Consider the following 20,115-nt stretch of genomic DNA (forward strand, 5'->3'; position numbering starts at 1 on the left):
TTAATCTGCATCGTTACTCGAATAAGAAAAGGCGAGGTTCTGAAGCATCGCTCCTTAGCTTAAACACGTTCAAGTTTTTTAAAAGGCATGGGAGGTAATTTAACAGAAATGGAATCTCCAGGTTTTATTTCACCACTTTCAAAGACTATCCCCATTATTCCTGCTTTTCGAATTAAATTACCCTCGATATCTCTATCTAGGACAGATTTCAAAAGCCCTGGTTTAAAATTATCTATTTGTGCACAAGGATTACGTAAACCCGTTACTTTTACGATTGCTGTATTACCAATATACAAAAGGGTGCTAGTAGGTAGATCAAGAAGATTAATTCCGAGCGTGGTAATATTTTCACCCATTTGGCCAGGTTCAATAATATAGCGGTTTTTTAACTCTTCGAATAACTCAGAATGAATGAGATGCAATTGTCTTAAATTAGGTTGATTCGGGTTTTGAGCAACTCTTGAACGATGCTTAACTGTTAGACCATAATGTGCATCTCCTTCAACACCAAATCCCTTCACTAATTTAATACTGCTATGATTTTTTTTACTAAATGTATGTTTACCACTTAAACTTACAGCTAGAACCTTACCGTAAATGGTACTTTCATTTAGAGCATTCATCATATCCCCCTGATTTTTTGTGATTAACACCTGTATTTTAATCTACCCGTTTTTTTAAAGTCTTCTTACTTCAAAAAAACTAGTGCTTCTGTTCTCTCTTTTCAAAGTAGTGGATAGGGCGGATCTCAATGCCCCAGCCAAACTCCTCTCCCGCACTCACTTGCGTGGTCGGATGTAGTGAGGCTATCCGAATTGCTTCCTCCATGTCCTCTGCTTCTATGAGAAACGCACTGCCAATCAACTCCTTGGTTTCTATAAAAGGACCGTCCGTAACCATTACCTCCCCGTTCACCCACCGCAAACATTTGGCCTCCAAGTCGAGCCCAGCATCCATCATCACTTGACCGCTCTTGTAGAATTCCGCGAGGTGGGGCTGACATTCGCGCATAACAGCATCAATCTCCGCCTTGGGGCGAGCATCCATTATTTCTGGTTCAAAGTAACCCAAACATAGATATATCATTTTAAAAATCTCCTTTACTTAATTGATTTTGGCTTACCGTTATTCTCATACAGCTCACTACAAATTTCTTTTATTCTTACCTCTATTTAGTCGACGATCGGCATACGGTAATATCGACACATCCGCTAATAATTATCTGGACTTTCTTCCCACGGTCTGACCTACTATTCCGCCCCACATTCGGAGACCTGATTCAAAAGCACTTCCCGCTCTCGCGAATTGCGGGTAAGCGATGCTGCACGTTTGAATTAAAGACGAAAAAACGTCCCTACTTTTTGTAGCACTTAGAATATATAATGATAGATTTTTATTTTTCTGCTGAGATAATTAAAAACATAGGTCTTCGGAGTTCATCTTTCATTTCAGGAACACTCTTTAACATTTCTTCTGATGGAATTGGTTCCTTAATTGTTCTGATACTAAAACCTGCATTAATTAAGTTGTTGACATAAGTTGAAAACGTCCGATGATATTTTATAACGTTCTCGGTTAGGAAAGTTGTTTCACGCACTCCTTCTAATTGATAATTGTCAACAGCCCAATGCATTCGATTTCCTTGGGCATCATAATACCAATCTTGTTCGTGCCGAGATGTAAAAATTGGATGTTCAACTGAAAAAACAAAAGAACCTCCAGGCTTTAGACAATCATAGACTTTTTGGCAGATTGCTTCAAAAGACTTAATATAGTGAAAAGCTAATGAACTAATAACCACATCAAATTGAGAATCAGAAAAGTTCATGTCTTCAATTGGCATCTTAATATAAGAAATTATCGGGTCATCAGTTTTTTCACGTGCTTTTTGAAGCATTTTGTCAGATATATCTACTCCAATAACAAAACTTGCTTGTTGTTCACGAGCGTATCGACAATGCCAACCGAAACCGCATCCCAAATCTAGTACACTTTTATTTCGCAGTTCTGGTATAAGACCTTTTAATACATGCCATTCCCCAGCACCTTCTAGTCCTTTGACTGAACGTGTCATTTTTTCATACGCAGAAAAGAAATTCACATCATCGTACTTATTTTGTTTCATAAAATTTTCATCTCCTATTTATTAAGAAAGCCTCCTTCTAACCAATTTCGGCCCACTGAAATAGCGGTTTATCAAACTTCTTAATACGTTAATTTAAAGAAATTTCCTATAAAATTAATGAATGAAACCTATATTTTTATCTCAGGTTCAACAAGGTCTGTATCTGGAGGAGTGTAGCCTAATTGCCGAGCCATCGATACGATTTGTCCCTTATGATGAAACTCATGTGTTTCGGTATGGGTTAAGAGCCATAAGGGAGTTGTAATCCAAGGTTCTTCCTGCCACTTTACCTGATTCGCTAAATTTTCGAACCAGCGAGAATTGAATTCTAACAAAAACTGTTGTACTACTTCATCGACTAATTCAAATCTATCTCGAACCTTTTTGACATCTGAATTTTCGATATCATAATCTGTAGCGAACGAACAATCAGTCAGTTTAAGTGCGAATTTCCCAAGCCAGCCCAGATAGCAATCAGCAACGTGAATATGGGTCCTTATAATACTGCTGTTCCCGAAGTTTGGAACTGTGTTGTGCAACTTTTGCAAAGGAATCCCTTCCAAAAACGCAAACAAAGTTTGTCTAGTGGACCTAATGAAATCGTATTGTTGCTTCAGAACATCTTGCATTCACATTCAATCCCCTCTGTATAATAACGCTTTAGAATATACTTCATTTACGAATGGAAGTAATCTTTAGCAGCTTTTTCTCTACTTTTAAAATTATTGTCTGATTTACATAAAATGGATCATTATATAAAAAGTTAATAGTACAAGAAGTATAATCATAATAAATTATCGATTTATGTTCTTTTTCATACCTATGGAAAATTTTTCAAACCCTAAAGCTTTATAATAGGATTCCAAACCTTCTACACACATTAGTTGAGGAATTACTTTATTTTGCTCACAATGTTCAATGATTCGATTTACCATTTTTTTGCCGATTCCTTTGGACTGATAGCTTGGTAGTACACACACTCCACATATTATTCCAGTTATTACACCATCTGAAATAACACGCCCCATACCCACTAATTGTTGTTCATCAAAGGCATAAATTGCATACCAACTTTGATTGCACATTTGTTTCAAATCATTAGCAGTTAAGTTAAGTGAATTCCATCCTAAAGATTCATACAATATTAATAATTGCTTAAAATCTTTAGGGGGTTCTGTCGTATATTTCAAAGTATTTTCCACATAAGCACCCTTTTTTTTTATAACTAAGTGTCATCTAATTAATTTATAAAATATCTTTCTATCTTCTTTCTTTAACATTTGGAAAAATTGGTTTTTTGTTTCCCTCTATTCATCCATCTTTTTTCCATCAAACTTCATTTTTAATTCATCATATTGCATTCTGTAAGTATCATTCTGAAAAAAACATCGTATGAATTCACTTATGCTACTAAATATTTGATTTGGCTGAACACTGAATTCTAGTGTCTGGTAATTCGGTAACCACTGTACTCCGATTGTATGTACATTCGCTTGTTTTCCAGCTTGAATATCGGCATCACTGTCCCCGATAAAAAGGGCTTCACTGTTTGTTATATTAAGCAATGCTAATGCCTTATTTATTCCTTCTGGATGAGGTTTCGGAATATTAACATCATCACCAGTTACAATAACATCAAAAAAATTATTCATATTAAGGCACTTTAAAGAAATATCCAGACTTCTTCGTGCTTTACCTGTCACAATCCCTAGTTTGTATCCATTTCTTTTTAAATTTTGTAGTAAGTTATTTATTTCCACATTATTTTGAACGACAGATCGGTGCTTTTCATCATACTTTTCATAATATAATTCAATTGCTTTTTCGTGATTTTCATTTAAAAGATTTTTTCGGATGATTCCTGTCTCGGATGGACCAAACATCGCCTTAATTTCATCTGGAGTAACCTCAAGGTTATCAAATTCCTTAAACACTGCTTGAAATGCAAAGAAACAAACTGGTAAGGTATCAGCTAAAGCACCATCAAAATCAAAAATAACTGCTTTAATAATTAACACACCCTTATTGAAAATTTTAACCCCAGAATTAAAAATACAATTTATGAAATCTAAAAAACTACTTCATTTAAATAGCCTCCTAAAATTGTGTTTAAAAATTTTAGGAGGCTATTTTTCTGTCTTTACCAAACCACTCACCTCTTAATAATCTTTGTTTGTTGAATATAATTTCCCTTAATACTTTAACAGCGGCATATCTTCAACTGGTTTAGGAAATAGTACATTCATTTGTGCCAGATCCTCTGCATCTAGTTCCCATCCAAGCGCCTCGAGGTTGCTTTTTATATGGGATTTGTTTTTCGCTTTTGGTATGGAAACGAGACCTTTCTGCCTAAGAATCCAGTTTAAGGCGACTTGATACGCTGTTTTATCATATTTCGCTCCGATTTCATCCAAAGCCTGCCTCTCGTTGGATCCAGACTTCGGGAATCCCTGATTGCCGAATAGCTCCGGTGCATACCCAAATGGGGAATATCCCATTACCGTAATCCCCCGCTCCTGGCAATACGGCAGCACATTATTCTCTATTCTCCGGTCATTTAAATGGTAGCCAACTTGGTTACAAGTGAGGGCATGTTTTCCTAGAGCCTTCCATGCTGTTTCCATTAATTCTGGCGTATAATTGCTTACTCCAATGTATTTCACAAGACCCTTATCAACTAAATAGGCCATTCCGCGCATGGTTTCCTCTACTTCGTGCTCCATGCTTGGCCAATGCTGGAAATACAAATCGATATACGATGTTTTTAACCTTTCCAAACTTGCTTCAGCCGCATCTATTACCCCTTGGTACGAACAATTACGGGCTAAAACCTTCGTTGAGATAAATACATCATTCCTGCAATCCTTAATTGCCTCGGCAACAATCCTTTCAGATCCACCATTTCCGTATCCCTCAGCCGTATCAATCAAGGTTAATCCATTCTCAATTCCAAAACGAAGTGCTTCGATTTCTTCCTTTGCTTCGTTTACATCTTCCCCATACTTAAACGTGCCCTGGCCAATGACGGGGATTTTCTCTTCTGTTCTCCCAAGTTTTGTATAAAGCATTTTTATCATCCTTTTTTCGATTTGTATTTTTGATGACACATATATTTACTTCAACAAACGCCTTAAACTAACCTTCTCTGCACACACAAAAAATAGAGCTGCTTTCGCAACTCTACGTATTGATGGTTAACTTTATAATGAGAGTTCCAGGAGTTTCTTTTTAGTAAATCGAAAAAGAATGATCAAGATAACAGCCGTGAATGGATATGTTGGAATAGAATAATATAGCTTCCAGCCAGTATAGGTCAAGGCATGATTTTTTACACAAACCCATTCAAAAAATAACGAAAAAGCATTCCAAAACAATATATACCATATTGTTTTTTTTCCATAAAGCTCAAACTTATCGTAGCCATATAAAAAGAGTAAGGATGCACAAGGATACATAAATAAATGAAATAGGGCACCAGAAAGCTCGTAGGAGGCATTATCTCCAAAGATATACAACTTAAATGGTGTGCCTACAAGAAAATAATCAATGGTTGAAACATAGGTGATATTAAAAATCCAAATAATAATGACAATAACGGGGTTGAAATACTTCCGAATAAACAAAAACAGAAAGAAAATTACAGAAGAAGCGATAATAAAAAACCATTCATTCCAATCAAAGGTAAAATTCATCCGTACACCCTCTTTTTAAATAGAACAATGCGAAAGAATTTCATAATTACAATTAATACCAACAGAAATACAAACCACAAAGAAAATGACCACCACATCTGCCAATGGACATGATTAATAACACCTAATGAATCTGATAGCCATTCCAGCCCTGTTAACGCGCAAACATAGATTATTATTAATAAAAGCTTTTTCAAAAGTGTATTTAAAATGAGAATAAAGTTAAGGAAAGAAACCATGATCATTGGATAAAGCAAAATGCGGTTTAGAAAATGTGAGAATTCATAGCTAAGTTTTTCGGGAATTTGTATAGTTTTAAAGTTCATATAGCAAAGGGCGGAAAAATTTTGAAAAAAATAAGAAGCAACCAGCCAATAAACAATAATTTCGAGGATGTGCAGCTGTTTCTTAATTTTTTGAAAAAGAAAGATCCCAATCACATTCAACATGATATAAAAGAATAAAATCATTTACGGATGCTCCCTTTATTGCGAATGCAATCAAAAGATCAAAGCATTAAAAAGAAATATCGGATACCTTTCCCTATCATTTATTTTTCACAAAAAAATCAAAATTATGATGAAGGCTCCATTTTTATTTTCAATCCATTTCGCTTTCGGGCGCCTCACCCAAATATTATTATCTAAATATAGAAAAGACAGCTTAATACAACATGTTCTTTCCTAGACGAAAAAAAAGGTAACGAAATCATAGCGATTCGTTACCCTTTTTTTAGTGCTGTGTACTTAATTTTTTAAGTGCTACTTACTTTTTAATATGGATCAGTTATTAGTTGTTACAGCTGGCTTGAAATTAGTGTGCAATTCAACTAAATTTTTGCTCGTTAAGGCAATCGCCTCATTTTGAGCAGTAATTTTAGCCTCTAGTGCTACTGCAGCTTCAGTTCTGCTATATTTTTTAACAGCCTCATCTAGTTCCTTTTTCAAGCTAACTAATTGATAGGAGCTTGCTTTTAACTGGCCTGATACTAATTTGTAAAACTCAGCTTCTTCATTGGCTGTTACAGAAGCTGCCCCGGCTTTCGCGTAGAATTCCGTCGATGCTTTAGAAATCGCTGAAACTCTCGCTTCTACTTTTGATACATTTTCAGAAATGGCCGCTAACCGCTTACTAGCTTCTTTTTCTTTAGTTAATGATTGAAATTGAGTGTGCAAGTCAGTTAATTTTTTGCTGTTAACGGCAATTGCATCATTCTGAGCGCTGATCTTGGTATAGGCAGCTGTTACCGCTTCCGTTTTGCCGTATTTTTTAGTGTACAGGTCAAGTTCCTTTTTCAAAGACCTTAATTGGTTTGTATTGGCTTTTAACTTACCTGAAACACTTGCGAAAAAATCAGTTTCTGCTTTGGCAGATACTGTTCCAGCAGCTACTTTGGCATAGAAATCAGTGGTTACTTTCGAGAGCTGGGCCACGCTTGCCTCTACCTTCGATATATTTTTATTAATGGAAGCTAGACGCATACTGGCTTCTTTTTCTTTAGCCTTTGTTTGGAATTGAGTGTGCAAGTCAGCTATTTTCTTGCTGGCAAATGTAATAGCCTGATTTTGAGCAGTAATTTTTCCATAAACTGTTACTGCAGCATCTGTTTTACCAAATTTTCTTACAATCTCGTCAGTTTGCTTTTTCAAAGATCGTAACTCGTTAGTGTTAGCTTTTAATTTACCGGAAATGCTCTTGTAAAAATCCACTTCAGTCCTGGAAGATACAGCAGCAGTTTTGGCGTAGAAATCAGATGTTACCTTTGAAAGCTGTGTAACTCTTGCTTCTACCTTGGAAACATTTCTTGTAATGCTGGTTAAACGCTTAATTCCTTCTCTTTCTTTAGCAGTCAGTTGAACTGCTACTTTAGCTGAAGCAGTTGTCTTTACTGTTGTTTCTGTGCTTGCCGCGCTGGCAACAGGTGCAAAAACTAATCCAAGAGCAAGTGTAGGGACAGCAATTTTTAAAATCTGTTTTTTCAAGGTAAAACCTCCCAAATATGTAATTACCATATAGTACGACGGTCATTTACTTTTTATGGGCGTTTTTCCTAAAAAAAGTTTATTTATGGATAATTTTTTTATTTTTTCCTTTTTTTCGTTACGTTTCTAACAAACTTAAGAATAAAAACCTATTTTTAAAGAAGTAAGTTAACTTTATAAGTGATAATAATTATTAAAAAGAAGACCTTCAAAAGGAGGCTCACCGCCCACCCCGCGGAAAGGGAGCATCCTGAAGCGGAAATCAACTACTACTAAAAACAACAATCTTTTAGAAAACAGCCTTTATATTAAACCCATTTTTAAATTATTTTCCATATAAATGCAACAGAATTTACTGTAACTCATACAATAAGATAAAACCCTTTGAAAGAGATGTTGCAAATGACTTATACTATAGTAACTGGTCCGCGTCCTGGACATCCTGGAGCTTGTGTAGCGCATTATTATCAAAACTCTACCCCTTACAACCCTACTCCTCAACACCCTACCCATCATCACTCCAGCCTCAACAACCATATAATGCCATATAATCAGCAGCCAATTTCAGTTCATGATCATTTTGGGATTCCTTACGGGCAGGCCCCAGGAACTTCATTCCCTTATTATTATTAAAGATTAAGAGCTGTTTGAGTGTGAAGTTTTTACATTCAAACAGCTCTTTTCCTTCGTTATTCACTTTCCTACATATTTCACAATTTAGACTTAACTTTACGAAGATGAGATTTATTTACAAAAGCACAAAAACGACAATGGATAGTTTCCAAGTCGTTTTTGTGTTTGGTTCTTCTATTTTGTGGTTCTACTTCAATAAACACTACTGTAAAATCAAGTCGCCGTTGTTTTCACTGCTTTTCATCAAAACAAAATAATTATAATTCAAATTGCAGATACTCTAAGACATTTCCAAATGGATCTCGAAAACTAACGAATTTTCCTGGCGGACAATTTGTTGGCTCATCAACAATGAATTCAACTTTATGTTCTTTTAACGTTTTAACTGTATAATTAATGTCTTCTGTTTTAAGACCCAAAACCACTCCTGAAGGATTGCTATTTACATTGTATGTAGATTTTTCCGATTCCTCTAAAACTATTGGCAAATCTCCGTGAACGAGTGTTACAATCTTGGGTCCATATTGTTTATTTACTTCGAATCCTAAAACAGTAGTATAAAAATCAATTGCCTTTTGAATATCAGGTACATAAATTCCAATAACACATACTTGACTCATAGTTTAGGCTCCTTTAATTATCGATTTGTTATTCTATTAACTATTCTCGCAAATAAACAAAATCACCTGCTAAAGGAGCGTTTTCCCTCTCCCAACCTGCACCGTTACATAAAAAACCCACCAAGGAATCAAGCTTTGATGGGCCATAAATGGTATTCGTTTGTCCTGTTGCTTTCATCCGCATGCCCATATTCATAGGATGTCTCTGATGAAAACAGCATTTAAAGCTTGAATTAGCACACATTATGATAGGAGCAATTTAGTATAGAATTACATCGACTTTATAGTTTTTCACCATTTGTTGCAATGACGTCTTTATACCAGAAGAAGGATTTTTTCCTTTTGCGTTCTAATGTTCCACTGCCATCGTCATTTTTGTCAACGTAAATGTAGCCATAGCGCTTTGAGAACTCCCCTGATGAAGCACTTACACAATCAATGCAGCCCCAGCTTGTATATCCCATTAATTCAACTCCATCTTCTATCGCTTCCCCCATAGCTTTTATGTGTTCACGAAGATAATCAATTCGATAGTTATCATTGATCGAGCCGTCTTCTTCTACTTTGTCATAGGCTCCTAACCCATTTTCCACAACGAAAAGAGGTACCTGGTAGCGGTCATACAATTTGTTTAGGCTAATACGTAATCCTAGTGGATCGATTTCCCAGCCCCAGTCACTTGCTTTTAAGAATGGATTTTTTATGCCGCCAATTATATTCCCTTGTGCAGCTTCATCTTCTGTCTTCACTTTCTTCTCGGTGCGGGACATGTAATAACTAAAACCGATATAATCAACAGTGCCTTCTTTAATCAATTCTAAATCGCCGTCTTGAATATCCAATTTGATATTATGTTCTTTAAAATATCTATTGATGTAAGCTGGATACTCCCCGCGTACTTGCACATCAGCACAAAAGTAATTAAAAAGGCTTTCTTCCTGAAGGGAATACATTACATTCTGCGGATTGCAATCAAAGGAATAGACTGGTGCAAACAGAATCATACAGCCAATGTTAGCATCAGGTATAATCCTATGGCATGCTTTGACCGCTATGGCGCTCGCGACAAATTGATGATGGTATGCCTGAAAGGTAGGCTGGTATTTATCCTCTTCTTTTTGAATGGCAAAACCAAGACCTTGTATTGGCATCACCAGACTGCTATTGATTTCATTAAACGTCATCCAGGTCTTTACTTTATTTTTATAACGATTGAAAATAGCATTTGCATATCTTTCAAATAATGTCACCACTTGACGGCTTCTCCAGCCACCGTATTCTTTTACCAAATGCAGAGGCATTTCATAGTGTGAAATGGTTACGACCGGTTCAATCTTATGTTTATGCAATTCATCAAAAACGCGGTCATAGAAAGCTAACCCCTCTTCATTTGCCTCTAACTCATCACCGTTTGGAAAAATCCGTGTCCATGCAATTGACATCCGGAATGCCTTGAAACCCATCTCAGCAAACAATGCAATATCTTCTTTATACCGATGATAAAAGTCAATCGCTTCATGGTTTGGATAGCTGTATTGATCCCGGTGGACTTCAAAATCAAAACCGGGACTCAGTAATATGTTATATCTCTCTTCGCCAGCCTGGAAGTACATCGGCAATATTTAATCCTTTATTCCCTTCATTAAATCCACCCTCAATTTGATTTGCAGCGGTTGCTCCGCCCCATAAAAAACCTTTAGGGAACTGGTAGTTTTTCAATTTTATTACCTCCCGATTTTTTTCAATAGTAATTAGTATGTGTATGTTTATAAAAGGAATATTAACGACTTTTCACGAGGCAGTAAATAAAAGAAGAGGATTTGGTTTTAACTAACGACGAAAGTTTTTTGTTTCATAATTGTAACAGGATGTTTCATAGTCGAAGTTGTGCTAATATGGGGTAAAATATACTTGTAAAAGGAGAATCCACTATAAATGTTTTCAAACGAGATAATTGCTTCTTTCAATGAATTAGAAACATCTTTATACAATTATATTTCTAAAAACATTGAAAAAGTTGCCTATATGCGGATTCGGGAACTGGCAGATGAAACCCATGTATCAACTGCTACGATACTACGGTTTTGCAGAAAACTTAATTGTGAGGGTTTTTCTGAATTTAAAGTAAAGCTCAAAATGCTTACAGAAGAGAATAAAAAGACATTTATAAAAAGTTCACAGCATTCAGTAGTGGAGTTTTTTGAGCGAACACTAAAAGGTGATATTGAAGATAAAATCAGGCAGGCTGCAAGTCTAGTTAACAAAGCAGAAAATGTTATTTTTATTGGGATAGGAAGCTCAGGTATTCTTGCTGAATATGGTGCGAGATATTTCTCAAGCTTAGGTAAATTTTCGTTGTATATTAAAGACCCTCACTTTCCGATTCACACCAAACTCATGTTTAATAGCGTAACCATTGCTTTATCTGTCACAGGAGAAAATAATTTTACAGTCACTCATCTTAACCAACTTAAACAAGAAGGAAGTAAAATTATTAGTATTACAAACAATAAACTCTCAACCATTGGAAAAATCTCTGATCTAAACATTCCATATTATGTAACTGAGGAAATTTTTGAAGAAGCTAATATTACTACACAAGTACCTGTTGTTTATATTCTAGAATCTATGGCTCGTGAAATACATAAACTTAATCAATAGGCTGAAATTCCGAATGAAATAAACGTTTTTTCTAAAAAGGAATAATAGTTACTTCATCAACTTCTTTTTTACTCCTATAAAAGAAAGAGCTACCATAATGGCAGCTCTGTTTCTGAACTCTTGCACTCAATAAGTAAGAACACAATTGAAATGAATCCTAAAATTAAAGCTTCCTTTGAAGATTCTCCTTCATGAGGTTTGCTATTTGTTTATTATCTTGATCTGGCGAAAGTTCCAATTGCTTAATAACCATTTCCTGCCGTTCCATGGAATGATTCTGACTTAATTTTGCTTTTGCTTCTATCTTGGTAATGTTGATTTTAAAACCAACTATCCCTTTACTTAAACCCTCTAAGAAATTTGAGTCAACTTCATTTAAATTATAAGGACTATTAGCCTTTTCGTATTTATTGACCATTTCAGACAGTGATTGAAGGAGTTCTTGTTGGTTGTGTAAAAACTCCACTTGCCCATACACATGGACAGCTACATAATTCCATGTGGGTACAGCTTTATTGGTTTCATACCAGGAAGGAGAGATATAACAGTGGGGTCCCTGGAACGTTACTAGGATATTTTGGTTTTCCATATCCTGCCATTGTTCATTTGGAAGAGCAATATGCCCATATAAAACACGCTCATCTTTATCTAAAATTAAAGGCAAGTGAGTGGCATATGGTTCTCCTTTATGTTGTGAAAACATAGTAGCAAAGCTATATTTTTCAATATATTTATAAATAACCTCTTGATCCTCTATTTTGAAATGCTTAGGAATATACACTTTTCCACCCCTTCAGAACAAAACATAAACTTATTTACTGCAAGAAAACACAAGGATAAGTGGGATTCTCATTCGCCTCATAAACTCTGCTTCACTTTTAAAGTTTTCTTTGCGTGGACTGCATTCACTTATTTCATCAATGGAAAACCCTTCGTTTTTTATAAGTTTAAAATATTCTTGAACGGTTCGATGATATTTAACGACTTCTTTTTCAATCCAGGGTTCAACCCTTTTGCCAATATGAAAGTAATCGTCAACGACCCAATTCGTTCGCTGTGAAGAATTGGTAGCACTCTCTGCGGATGAGGTTAAAATGGGATGCTGAACACTAAAGATAAACCTTCCATTTGCCTTAAGCGATTTATACACCTTCGTAAATATAGGTTTTAAATCCTCTATATAGTGGAATGCCATCCGAGAAATAACCTTATCATAGGTCTCTTCAGGAAAATTCCACGTTTCCATTGAACTATGATTCATTTTACTATTTGTTCCTTTTAATACTTCAAGTGCTTGCTCCACCATTTTTTTAGAACCTTCCACACCTTCATAGAAGCAGCAGCCCTGCTGTATTAACTCGAAACCAATTGTGGCATCTCCACAGCCTAAATCTAGGATTTGGTTCGCGGTAACATCTCCAATTAACTCCATTAAAACAGGCTTTTCAATGATATTGTTTGGGCTTTCTTCCCGATGTCTTCTTGATAAGTAATTTGATAAAAATTCATCGTTATCATAAACAGATGAACCTTTGTATTCCACCACAGGAATTCCTCCTAAAAACGTTTAACAGTAGCTATTAATTCTTTACTCGATGAAAAAATTCCTTCTTCCTCTGCCAGCTTTATCCACAGGTTCATCTTGCTTCGATATTAGTGAGATTGAAGTGATACGTGCTTTAGTTTTTCTGGATTCCTTACAATATAGATATCTGCTATTTGATCGTTTTTCACATGGAAACAAATAACCGTTTTGATATTGTCCTCTCCCCTTACCAAGAGTCCAGTCTGACCATTTACATTGACCACTTTAACAACGGCTGGCTTCTCCTCATTATGTTTATGTGACAGTAAATTTCTGATAAAACGAACAACCAGATCTCTAGAAAATACTGGCTTTAAGGCAGCATAGACTTTTCCACCACCATCTGAATACAGCGTAACATCCTTATACAATAATTCTTCTATCTTTTGAAAGTTCCCATGATGTAAGGCTAATACGAAAGTCTGTATAATTCCATCTCTTTTTGGATCAAGCGCTGCTTCGACTTCTTCTTCTATCAGTGGAAATTTAGTCTTTACCCTACTAAATACTTTTCTGCAAGTGGATTCGCTCCGATTCAATATTTGCGAAATTGTCGCATAATCATAGTCTAGCACTTCTCTTAGGATGAAAACGGCACGCTCCAAGGGTTTCAATTTTTCCATGAGCAGGAGAATGGCAAATGATACCGCTTCTTCGTTCATCACTTCAGAAACAGGATCGTTTTCGTTTAAAATCAATGGTTCCGGCAGCCAGGGACCAATATAGACTTCGCGCTTATGCTCAGCCGATGTTAAGTGATCAATACATTTGTTTGTAACCATTTTACAAAGGTAAGCCTTCTTATTTTCCACATGATCAATCGTTCTTTCACTTGCCTTCACATACACATCATGAACAATGTCTTCTGCATCAGAAACAGTGCCGAGCATCCGGTAAGCTATCGAAAATAGAAGTGGGTGAAACTGGGAATAGAGTTCCTGCAACCCCATATCTTTACCTCCTTCATTCAGTGGGCAAAACTAGCAATGTTCCATGTATATTCTCTTAATCTTTCTGCAAGTTTACCTGAAAGTACGAAATCAACTCCCCATTTTTGCGCCCATACAAAACCATCATTCGGACCGAGTCCTATACAAAGAAGATCAGGGTAAGTTTGATGGGAATTTGCTTGATATCCCTGAATATGTGCTTTCATAATTTTAGCAAGTCGTTGCGCCTGGGAGATTGCTTCTTTACAGCTCATTGCTGCAGCAGTACCACTTTTAGGGTCAACCACATGAACGCAGTCTCCAATGGCATAAATATTCTCACTATCGACTAAGCGGTACCAGGAATCCACTTTTATTTTTCCTTCTTCGGTGAGAGAGAGACCTAAATCGATAAGACTAGGATGAGGTTTTAATCCGACTGTCCATATACAGACATCTGCTTCAAGTTCGGATTTGTCAGTGAAAAAGACTTTACCATCTATGAAATTTTCTGCCTTTTTATTGTGTATTAAATGAATCCCTTGTCTCATTAGCCTCTTCTCAAGCCGCTCACTGATTTTTACTGGAGCTTCCTCTAATAATCTCTGTTTATCATTAATTAGGAATATTTCAATGTTCTTAAGCTTATTCCCCGATTTTTCTGTTTTATTATCTTTCAGCCATGACCCAACTTCTGCGGCGGTTTCGATACCAGTAATCCCGCCTCCGGCGATTGCCAATCGAAGTTCACTCTTGGGTGAATCCATGTTCCCCAATAAATGCTGCCGAATCCATTTGGCACTTTCTAGACTATTGAGCGATATTCCTCCACGCTCTGAATCCACTTCAAGCAGGACACTGCCCATTGCCAGAACAAGCCGGTCAAAATCCAGATGAATGAGTGTTCCATCCTCCCTGGTAATGTGAACGGTTTGCTCTTTTGGATTAACTGCTGTTAACTCCCCCTGAATGAACTCAATAACTGAGCCGCAATAATGCTTTAGAGGAACATGTAAATCCGTCACATTTTCATTAACAATCCCTTTAAATAATTTAACCTTTTTAAAATGGAAAGTATTTTTATCCACCAAGATCATCCTGATGTTTCTCTTTAGCTCTTTATGAAACTCTTTCTTAAGTGCTTCTAAAAGGTTAATCCCTGCGTACCCGCCACCTACGACCACTATTGTTTTCTCGTTTTTCATGGTAATCGTCTCCTTTTCATCGTCTAATCACATAACGATTAAAGAAGCCAATTTGTGACCATATTTTTGTTTTTCTTTAAAACAAAAATATTGTTTTAATAATGATACGTATGATTTATTCTCCCAACAACATTCCTAGGATCAAAATGATACCAATACCTTTTTTCATTCGGTTAACTCTATACTTGGGGTTCTGCGATGTTTAGTGGCTTGTTCAAAGGAGTAAGCGACTTTAATTAAAGCTCCTTCACTAAAAGCAGTACCTGCAAAAGTTATTCCAAACGGCCTTCCGTTTTTCAAATAGCCAGCTGGTAGCGCGATGGAAGGATAACCAGCTTTCGCACTAATGGTTGAACCTACGTAAGAAGGAAAAAGAATAGCATCAAGCCTATATTTTTTTATGGCAAAATCAATACCCTGTTCCTGTGAAAAATACAAATCTTCCAATCTTGCCATTAAATATTCTGGATTTCTTAATGTATTAGGTAAACCCTCTCTATATTCGAGCTTATCTTGTCCGTATTTTAGGGTTTTCTCTGGGTTATTGTTATTAAATTGTATTAATTCCTTAAATGAATGGACGGGCATATGAGCAGGTAATTTAGCAAGATAGTTGCCAAAGCTATGCTTCAGTTCGTAAATTGAGACTCCCCAGCTCCAATCCCTATTAAACGAAGGGATTTCAATGTCACTAACCACTTCGGCCCTTTTTACAAAGGGTGTCTATCACACCATTAAAAAGACTTTCATCATACTCCTCTGATTCGTAATAATCTTTCGATGCTGCATTGAAAATTCCAATTCGTTTCCCTCTTAATCCATCAGCATCTAAGTACTCAGTATAATCATTAAGTGATTTTCCTTCACTCCTATATGTAGCAGGATCCTTTTTATCCAATCCCGTCATGATTCCCAATAAAATGGCAGCGTCAGCAACTGTTCTTGCCATTGGACCTGCTGTATCCTGAGAATAAGTAAATGGAATAATACCAGAGCGGCTAATTAAACCAACTGTAGGCTTGATTCCTACCACTGAGTTCTGGATAGCTGGACTCAGAATGGAGGCATCTGTCTCTGTTCCAACAGACACTACTGTTAAATTTGCAGCAACAGAAGCTGCTGATCCTGAACTTGATCCTCCAATAAAAAAGTCTCCGGGACCATAAGGATTTAAAACTTGTCCGCCTCTTGAACTGTAACCTGCCCACATCTTTTGAGACATTCCATTCGCTAACTCAGTCATGTTCGTTTTACCTAAGATAACGGCACCTGCCTCACGAAGGTTCTCTACAAGAAACGCATCAGTGGGGCTAATATGATTTTCTAGCGCAAGTGTTCCTGCACTGGTATGCATGGAATCATTTGTTTCAATATTGTCCTTAAGTAAAACAGGAATACCATGTAAGGGTCCTCTAACACCATTTGCTTTTCTTTCATGATCCAGTGCTTCCGCAATAAAAATGGCATCCGGGTTTATTTCCAAAATCGAATTTATTTTGGGACCATCCTGGTCATATTTTGCTATTCTATAAAGGTAATACATAACCAACTCTTTGGAGGTAATTTCCTCATTCTCCATTGCCTCTTGTATGTCATAAATCGTTAATTCTTCTCTAAAAAAATCTTTAAATTTTAGTTCCATGAAATTCTCCTTGTTCTTTATAAATATATACTTTTAACATTCTATGTTTACACTCGGAAATCCTATCTCGTAAACTAAACTGCCTTACTAATAAAGGGACTTATTAAATGGTAATATTGATATTTACCTAAAAAAATTAACCCAATTTTTAATGTAAGGCTGTTAAACTAAAACCCAAGTTTGTAAAAGAAGCCACCGCAATTTTAAGCAGCCGCTTCACTCCGAATGTTATTAATCTCTCGAGTTCAATGAAATCATAAACTACATCTTAATGTTTATTTTATTCGATGGATCCTCAAGTTTCAGTTCTTTTTCAAGTTCTAGCCTCATTTTTTCTGTTTCCATTAGAAAATTGGCGTGTTTGAGCTTTTCCAACTCTAAATGGTCTTTTATAAGCTGGTGTTTAATCGCTTTTTGCTTTTCTAAGTGGTTTGTCACAGTTTTAATAATAGGAAGCGAAAAGATCAAAATGACTGCAACTAGTCCAGTGCTCACATTGTTACCTCCCTTAATGAACATTTTGAAAGGTCTTCACTTGTTATAATTGAGTATTATTCCTCTCTTTAATTATAATGATTGAACATCAGCAAATTTGCATTTAGATAAAAATATTTACAGCATTACCTTCGTTTCCATCTAAAGCAATATAAAATAATCGAAATTTAGCTACAACTGTTTTTCATAGCAATTTACTACCAGTCCTGTAGTAGACTTTTTCTGTTCATAGAATTTAAAGTCGATGCTTTTCCAAAACTTCTCAGCATTATGGTTTTGCGGAATAATCCCTATACGAAGATTCCTGCATCCCTTATTTTTGATAGAATACTCAAACTCCTGATAAGCTCTTTTTCCGTAACCTTGTTTATGATAGCTTCCATGGGTCATCAGCAAGCCTAGCCAAGTATGTCCATCATTCGGGTTTTTATCAATATAATCAATTAACCCAATAAAATTCGTTCCATCCTTAATATAATATGTATGCCGATTTGAATCCTCATACAAAAACTCTTCCTTTATTTCCTTTTCGGTGCGGTATGGCGAACCGTTTTCCAACCGATTATATTCCTCATTGGAATTGACAATTTCCACAACATGATTAAAGTTGTCCTTATTCACTTTTTCGAAATTGAACATGTTCTTCCCCCTTCACACACTTATCCATATATTAACATATTTGTAAATCCGCCGAAAAACTATTTCTTTTGACTAGATTTAATTAAATCCCGATAAAGATTATGAATGATTTCCCCACTAAAATAATTAATTGAATCGTTTTCGAGATAGAATTTCCTACTAAACAAAATCCTAAAAAAAAACACCAGAATTTTTCAATAAATGAAGAAATTCCGGTGTTTCAATTATTCAAGATATTTTATGTGATGGTGCCTGGTGTCACTTCACTTTTAGCTAATCTCCCCGCCAACCGCTACAATATCCTTCTCGTTTGTTACTGCTGCTTCAATCGCAAGTCCCAGTCCTTTTACGATCAATTCAAGGCTCATACTTGGATGTCCTGGATTGCGGACAATTTGTTCCGGCAGGTAAGGAATATGGATAAATCCGCCACGGATTACATTCCCTCGTGATGCAAGATGATTCATAAGGCCGTAAAAAATATGGTTGCAGACAAACGTTCCTGCAGTATTCGAAACGGATGCCGGGATGCCGTTGTCATTCATAATTTTGACCATTGCCTTGACTGGCAGTGTCGAGAAATAGGCAGCTGGAGCGCCGGGAATGATTTCTGCGTCAATCGGCTGATTATTCTCGTTATCTGTAATTCTGGCATCATCAACATTGATTGCAACACGTTCAGGTGTAATCGTGGAACGTCCGCCAGCCTGGCCTACACAGATGACGATGTCAGGATTGATTTCCTCTATTGACTCTTTCAATCTCGAAATCGCTTTGCCAAAAACAGTTGGGATTTCCTTTGTAACCACTTCGTACCCTTCAATCGCTTTTCCGTTTAATCGCTTTACTGCCTCCAGAGCCGGATTTACTGGCTCTCCTCCAAACGGATCGAAGCCTGTAACAAGTATCTTTTTCATAGCAATCTCCCTTTCTGCTAGTTATTAGAAATTATATACCAAGAAATACATCAGAAAAATGTTAATAATCAAAAGGGGAATAGCAATAGGAAGCTGTGCCTTGATGACGGCATTTTTATCCTTTAGATCCAATAGCATTGCCGGCACGATGTTGAAATTTGCTGCCATTGGCGTCATCAAGGTGCCGCAATATCCAGCAAACATGCCGATTGCTGCCATAATGGCCGGATTCCCTCCATGCATATGGACAATCAACGGTAAGCCAATTCCACCTGTAATGACGGCAAACGCAGCAAATGCATTTCCCATGATAATTGTAAACAACGCCATACCGATACAGTAAGCAGCAACAGCCACAAAGGGGATATTCGTTGGAAGCACATCTCCTACCATTCTTGAAACGACGTCACCAACGCCTGATTTGGCAAAAATCGCTCCTAGTGCCGCAAGCATTTGCGGTAAAATGATTGCCCAGCCAACGGCCTGCATTAACCGGCTTCCTTCGTGCATCGCTGTCGCCGGTTTTGCTTTTGTAAGGAGCTGTGCAACAATATAAGCGAGAATCGTGCTTAAACCGAGTGCGATCAATGTTACCATCTTTGGATCAACCAGATAAATCTTTCCGAAATGAATTTTACCAAGAGTCAATGAACCGATTACCGTAAAGACCGGGATAACTAGAGCAGGAATGAAAACCTTTCCTTGAAGCCTTGATGCATGTTTTTCCCTTACCTCCTTTGGCGCCTCGTCCTGGTTGCCACTTTTAACCCTGCCAATTGCAGCAATTACGACCATCACCAAAACAAGATATCCAATTGCAATAGGAGAAACCACCTTGCCGAATAGGAACGTGAACGCAAAAATTCCCCAGAACAAGGTCGAACCAATTCTGCTTGGATGGTTTTTGTCCATCGCCACCCTGATTGCCACAAAAGCAGTAATAATTTCAAGAAGATAGTAAATATAGTCAAGCGTGATCATATTCATGTT

The 20,115-nt window shown here is 36.6% G+C and carries 21 protein-coding genes and 2 pseudogenes; 1 reads left to right on the top strand and 22 read right to left on the bottom strand.

Translation table 11 applies throughout. The annotated features are described in order from the left end of the window. Positions 1-59 precede the first annotated feature (59 nt). From RCG23_RS00640 to RCG23_RS00700, 13 genes and pseudogenes are all read right to left on the bottom strand, one after another. On the bottom strand, positions 60-626 hold the full coding sequence (locus RCG23_RS00640; RefSeq protein ID WP_308178139.1) for an MOSC domain-containing protein: 567 nt from the start codon (positions 624-626) through the stop codon (positions 60-62). 76 nt (positions 627-702) lie between these two features. Next, positions 703-1,086: a YciI family protein gene (locus RCG23_RS00645; protein ID WP_308178140.1), complete on the bottom strand. Its 384-nt coding sequence runs from the start codon at positions 1,084-1,086 to the stop codon at positions 703-705. A gap of 307 nt (positions 1,087-1,393) precedes the next feature. Further along, complete coding sequence (locus RCG23_RS00650) at positions 1,394-2,125, bottom strand: class I SAM-dependent methyltransferase (RefSeq protein WP_308178141.1); 732 nt, start codon at positions 2,123-2,125, stop codon at positions 1,394-1,396. Positions 2,126-2,253: 128 nt separating this feature from the next. Beyond that, complete coding sequence (locus tag RCG23_RS00655; RefSeq protein WP_308178142.1) at positions 2,254-2,754, bottom strand: DinB family protein; 501 nt, start codon at positions 2,752-2,754, stop codon at positions 2,254-2,256. 165 nt (positions 2,755-2,919) lie between these two features. Then, the gene (locus RCG23_RS00660; RefSeq protein WP_308178143.1) at positions 2,920-3,327 is read right to left on the bottom strand and encodes a GNAT family N-acetyltransferase; all 408 of its coding nucleotides are present in this window, start codon (positions 3,325-3,327) and stop codon (positions 2,920-2,922) included. Positions 3,328-3,432: 105 nt separating this feature from the next. Further along, complete coding sequence (locus RCG23_RS00665; RefSeq protein ID WP_308179935.1) at positions 3,433-4,137, bottom strand: HAD family hydrolase; 705 nt, start codon at positions 4,135-4,137, stop codon at positions 3,433-3,435. 180 nt (positions 4,138-4,317) lie between these two features. Next, positions 4,318-5,193 (bottom strand): aldo/keto reductase, encoded by an 876-nt coding sequence (locus RCG23_RS00670; protein ID WP_308178144.1) that lies wholly within the window; start codon positions 5,191-5,193, stop codon positions 4,318-4,320. 132 nt (positions 5,194-5,325) lie between these two features. Next, entirely contained in the window at positions 5,326-5,817 is a 492-nt protein-coding gene (locus tag RCG23_RS00675) for a hypothetical protein (RefSeq protein WP_308178145.1), read from the bottom strand. Then, the gene (locus tag RCG23_RS00680; protein WP_308178146.1) at positions 5,814-6,287 is read right to left on the bottom strand and encodes a hypothetical protein; all 474 of its coding nucleotides are present in this window, start codon (positions 6,285-6,287) and stop codon (positions 5,814-5,816) included. The genes RCG23_RS00675 and RCG23_RS00680 overlap by 4 nt, the downstream gene beginning before the upstream one ends. Positions 6,288-6,599: 312 nt before the next feature. Then, positions 6,600-7,799: a hypothetical protein gene (locus RCG23_RS00685; RefSeq protein WP_308178147.1), complete on the bottom strand. Its 1,200-nt coding sequence runs from the start codon at positions 7,797-7,799 to the stop codon at positions 6,600-6,602. An 890-nt stretch (positions 7,800-8,689) separates the two neighbouring features. After that, the gene (locus tag RCG23_RS00690) at positions 8,690-9,052 is read right to left on the bottom strand and encodes a VOC family protein (RefSeq protein ID WP_308178148.1); all 363 of its coding nucleotides are present in this window, start codon (positions 9,050-9,052) and stop codon (positions 8,690-8,692) included. 40 nt (positions 9,053-9,092) lie between these two features. Then, positions 9,093-9,248: a hypothetical protein gene (locus RCG23_RS00695; RefSeq protein ID WP_308178149.1), complete on the bottom strand. Its 156-nt coding sequence runs from the start codon at positions 9,246-9,248 to the stop codon at positions 9,093-9,095. Between the two features lie 85 nt (positions 9,249-9,333). Next, a pseudogene (locus RCG23_RS00700) lies at positions 9,334-10,771 on the bottom strand (glycoside hydrolase family 1 protein). A gap of 216 nt (positions 10,772-10,987) precedes the next feature. Here RCG23_RS00700 and RCG23_RS00705 point away from each other — a divergent pair. After that, positions 10,988-11,713, top strand: coding sequence for a MurR/RpiR family transcriptional regulator (locus tag RCG23_RS00705; RefSeq protein ID WP_308178150.1), 726 nt, complete (start codon positions 10,988-10,990; stop codon positions 11,711-11,713). Between the two features lie 163 nt (positions 11,714-11,876). Here the strand turns inward: RCG23_RS00705 and RCG23_RS00710 are convergent, their stop codons facing one another. From RCG23_RS00710 to RCG23_RS00750, 9 genes and pseudogenes are all read right to left on the bottom strand, one after another. Next, positions 11,877-12,494 carry an FMN-binding negative transcriptional regulator gene (locus RCG23_RS00710; protein WP_308178151.1) on the bottom strand — a complete coding sequence of 206 codons (618 nt, stop codon included), beginning with the start codon at positions 12,492-12,494 and terminating at the stop codon, positions 11,877-11,879. Between the two features lie 30 nt (positions 12,495-12,524). Continuing rightward, complete coding sequence (locus tag RCG23_RS00715; RefSeq protein WP_308179936.1) at positions 12,525-13,256, bottom strand: class I SAM-dependent DNA methyltransferase; 732 nt, start codon at positions 13,254-13,256, stop codon at positions 12,525-12,527. A 110-nt stretch (positions 13,257-13,366) separates the two neighbouring features. Next, entirely contained in the window at positions 13,367-14,248 is an 882-nt protein-coding gene (locus tag RCG23_RS00720; protein ID WP_308178152.1) for an RNA polymerase sigma-70 factor, read from the bottom strand. A 17-nt stretch (positions 14,249-14,265) separates the two neighbouring features. Next, positions 14,266-15,432 (bottom strand): NAD(P)/FAD-dependent oxidoreductase, encoded by a 1,167-nt coding sequence (locus RCG23_RS00725; RefSeq protein WP_308178153.1) that lies wholly within the window; start codon positions 15,430-15,432, stop codon positions 14,266-14,268. Positions 15,433-15,597: 165 nt separating this feature from the next. Next, positions 15,598-17,074 (bottom strand): annotated as a pseudogene (locus tag RCG23_RS00730) (amidase family protein). A 261-nt stretch (positions 17,075-17,335) separates the two neighbouring features. Further along, positions 17,336-17,569 carry a hypothetical protein gene (locus RCG23_RS00735; RefSeq protein ID WP_308178154.1) on the bottom strand — a complete coding sequence of 78 codons (234 nt, stop codon included), beginning with the start codon at positions 17,567-17,569 and terminating at the stop codon, positions 17,336-17,338. 171 nt (positions 17,570-17,740) lie between these two features. Then, the gene (locus tag RCG23_RS00740) at positions 17,741-18,208 is read right to left on the bottom strand and encodes a GNAT family N-acetyltransferase (RefSeq protein WP_308178155.1); all 468 of its coding nucleotides are present in this window, start codon (positions 18,206-18,208) and stop codon (positions 17,741-17,743) included. A gap of 269 nt (positions 18,209-18,477) precedes the next feature. Then, positions 18,478-19,125 carry a pyroglutamyl-peptidase I gene (pcp, locus tag RCG23_RS00745; RefSeq protein ID WP_308178156.1) on the bottom strand — a complete coding sequence of 216 codons (648 nt, stop codon included), beginning with the start codon at positions 19,123-19,125 and terminating at the stop codon, positions 18,478-18,480. Positions 19,126-19,149: 24 nt separating this feature from the next. Then, positions 19,150-20,112, bottom strand: coding sequence for a DUF979 domain-containing protein (locus tag RCG23_RS00750; protein WP_308178157.1), 963 nt, complete (start codon positions 20,110-20,112; stop codon positions 19,150-19,152). Positions 20,113-20,115: the final 3 nt, after the last annotated feature.

Source organism: Neobacillus sp. PS3-34 (assembly GCF_030915465.1).
Classification (GTDB): domain Bacteria; phylum Bacillota; class Bacilli; order Bacillales; family Cytobacillaceae; genus Neobacillus_A.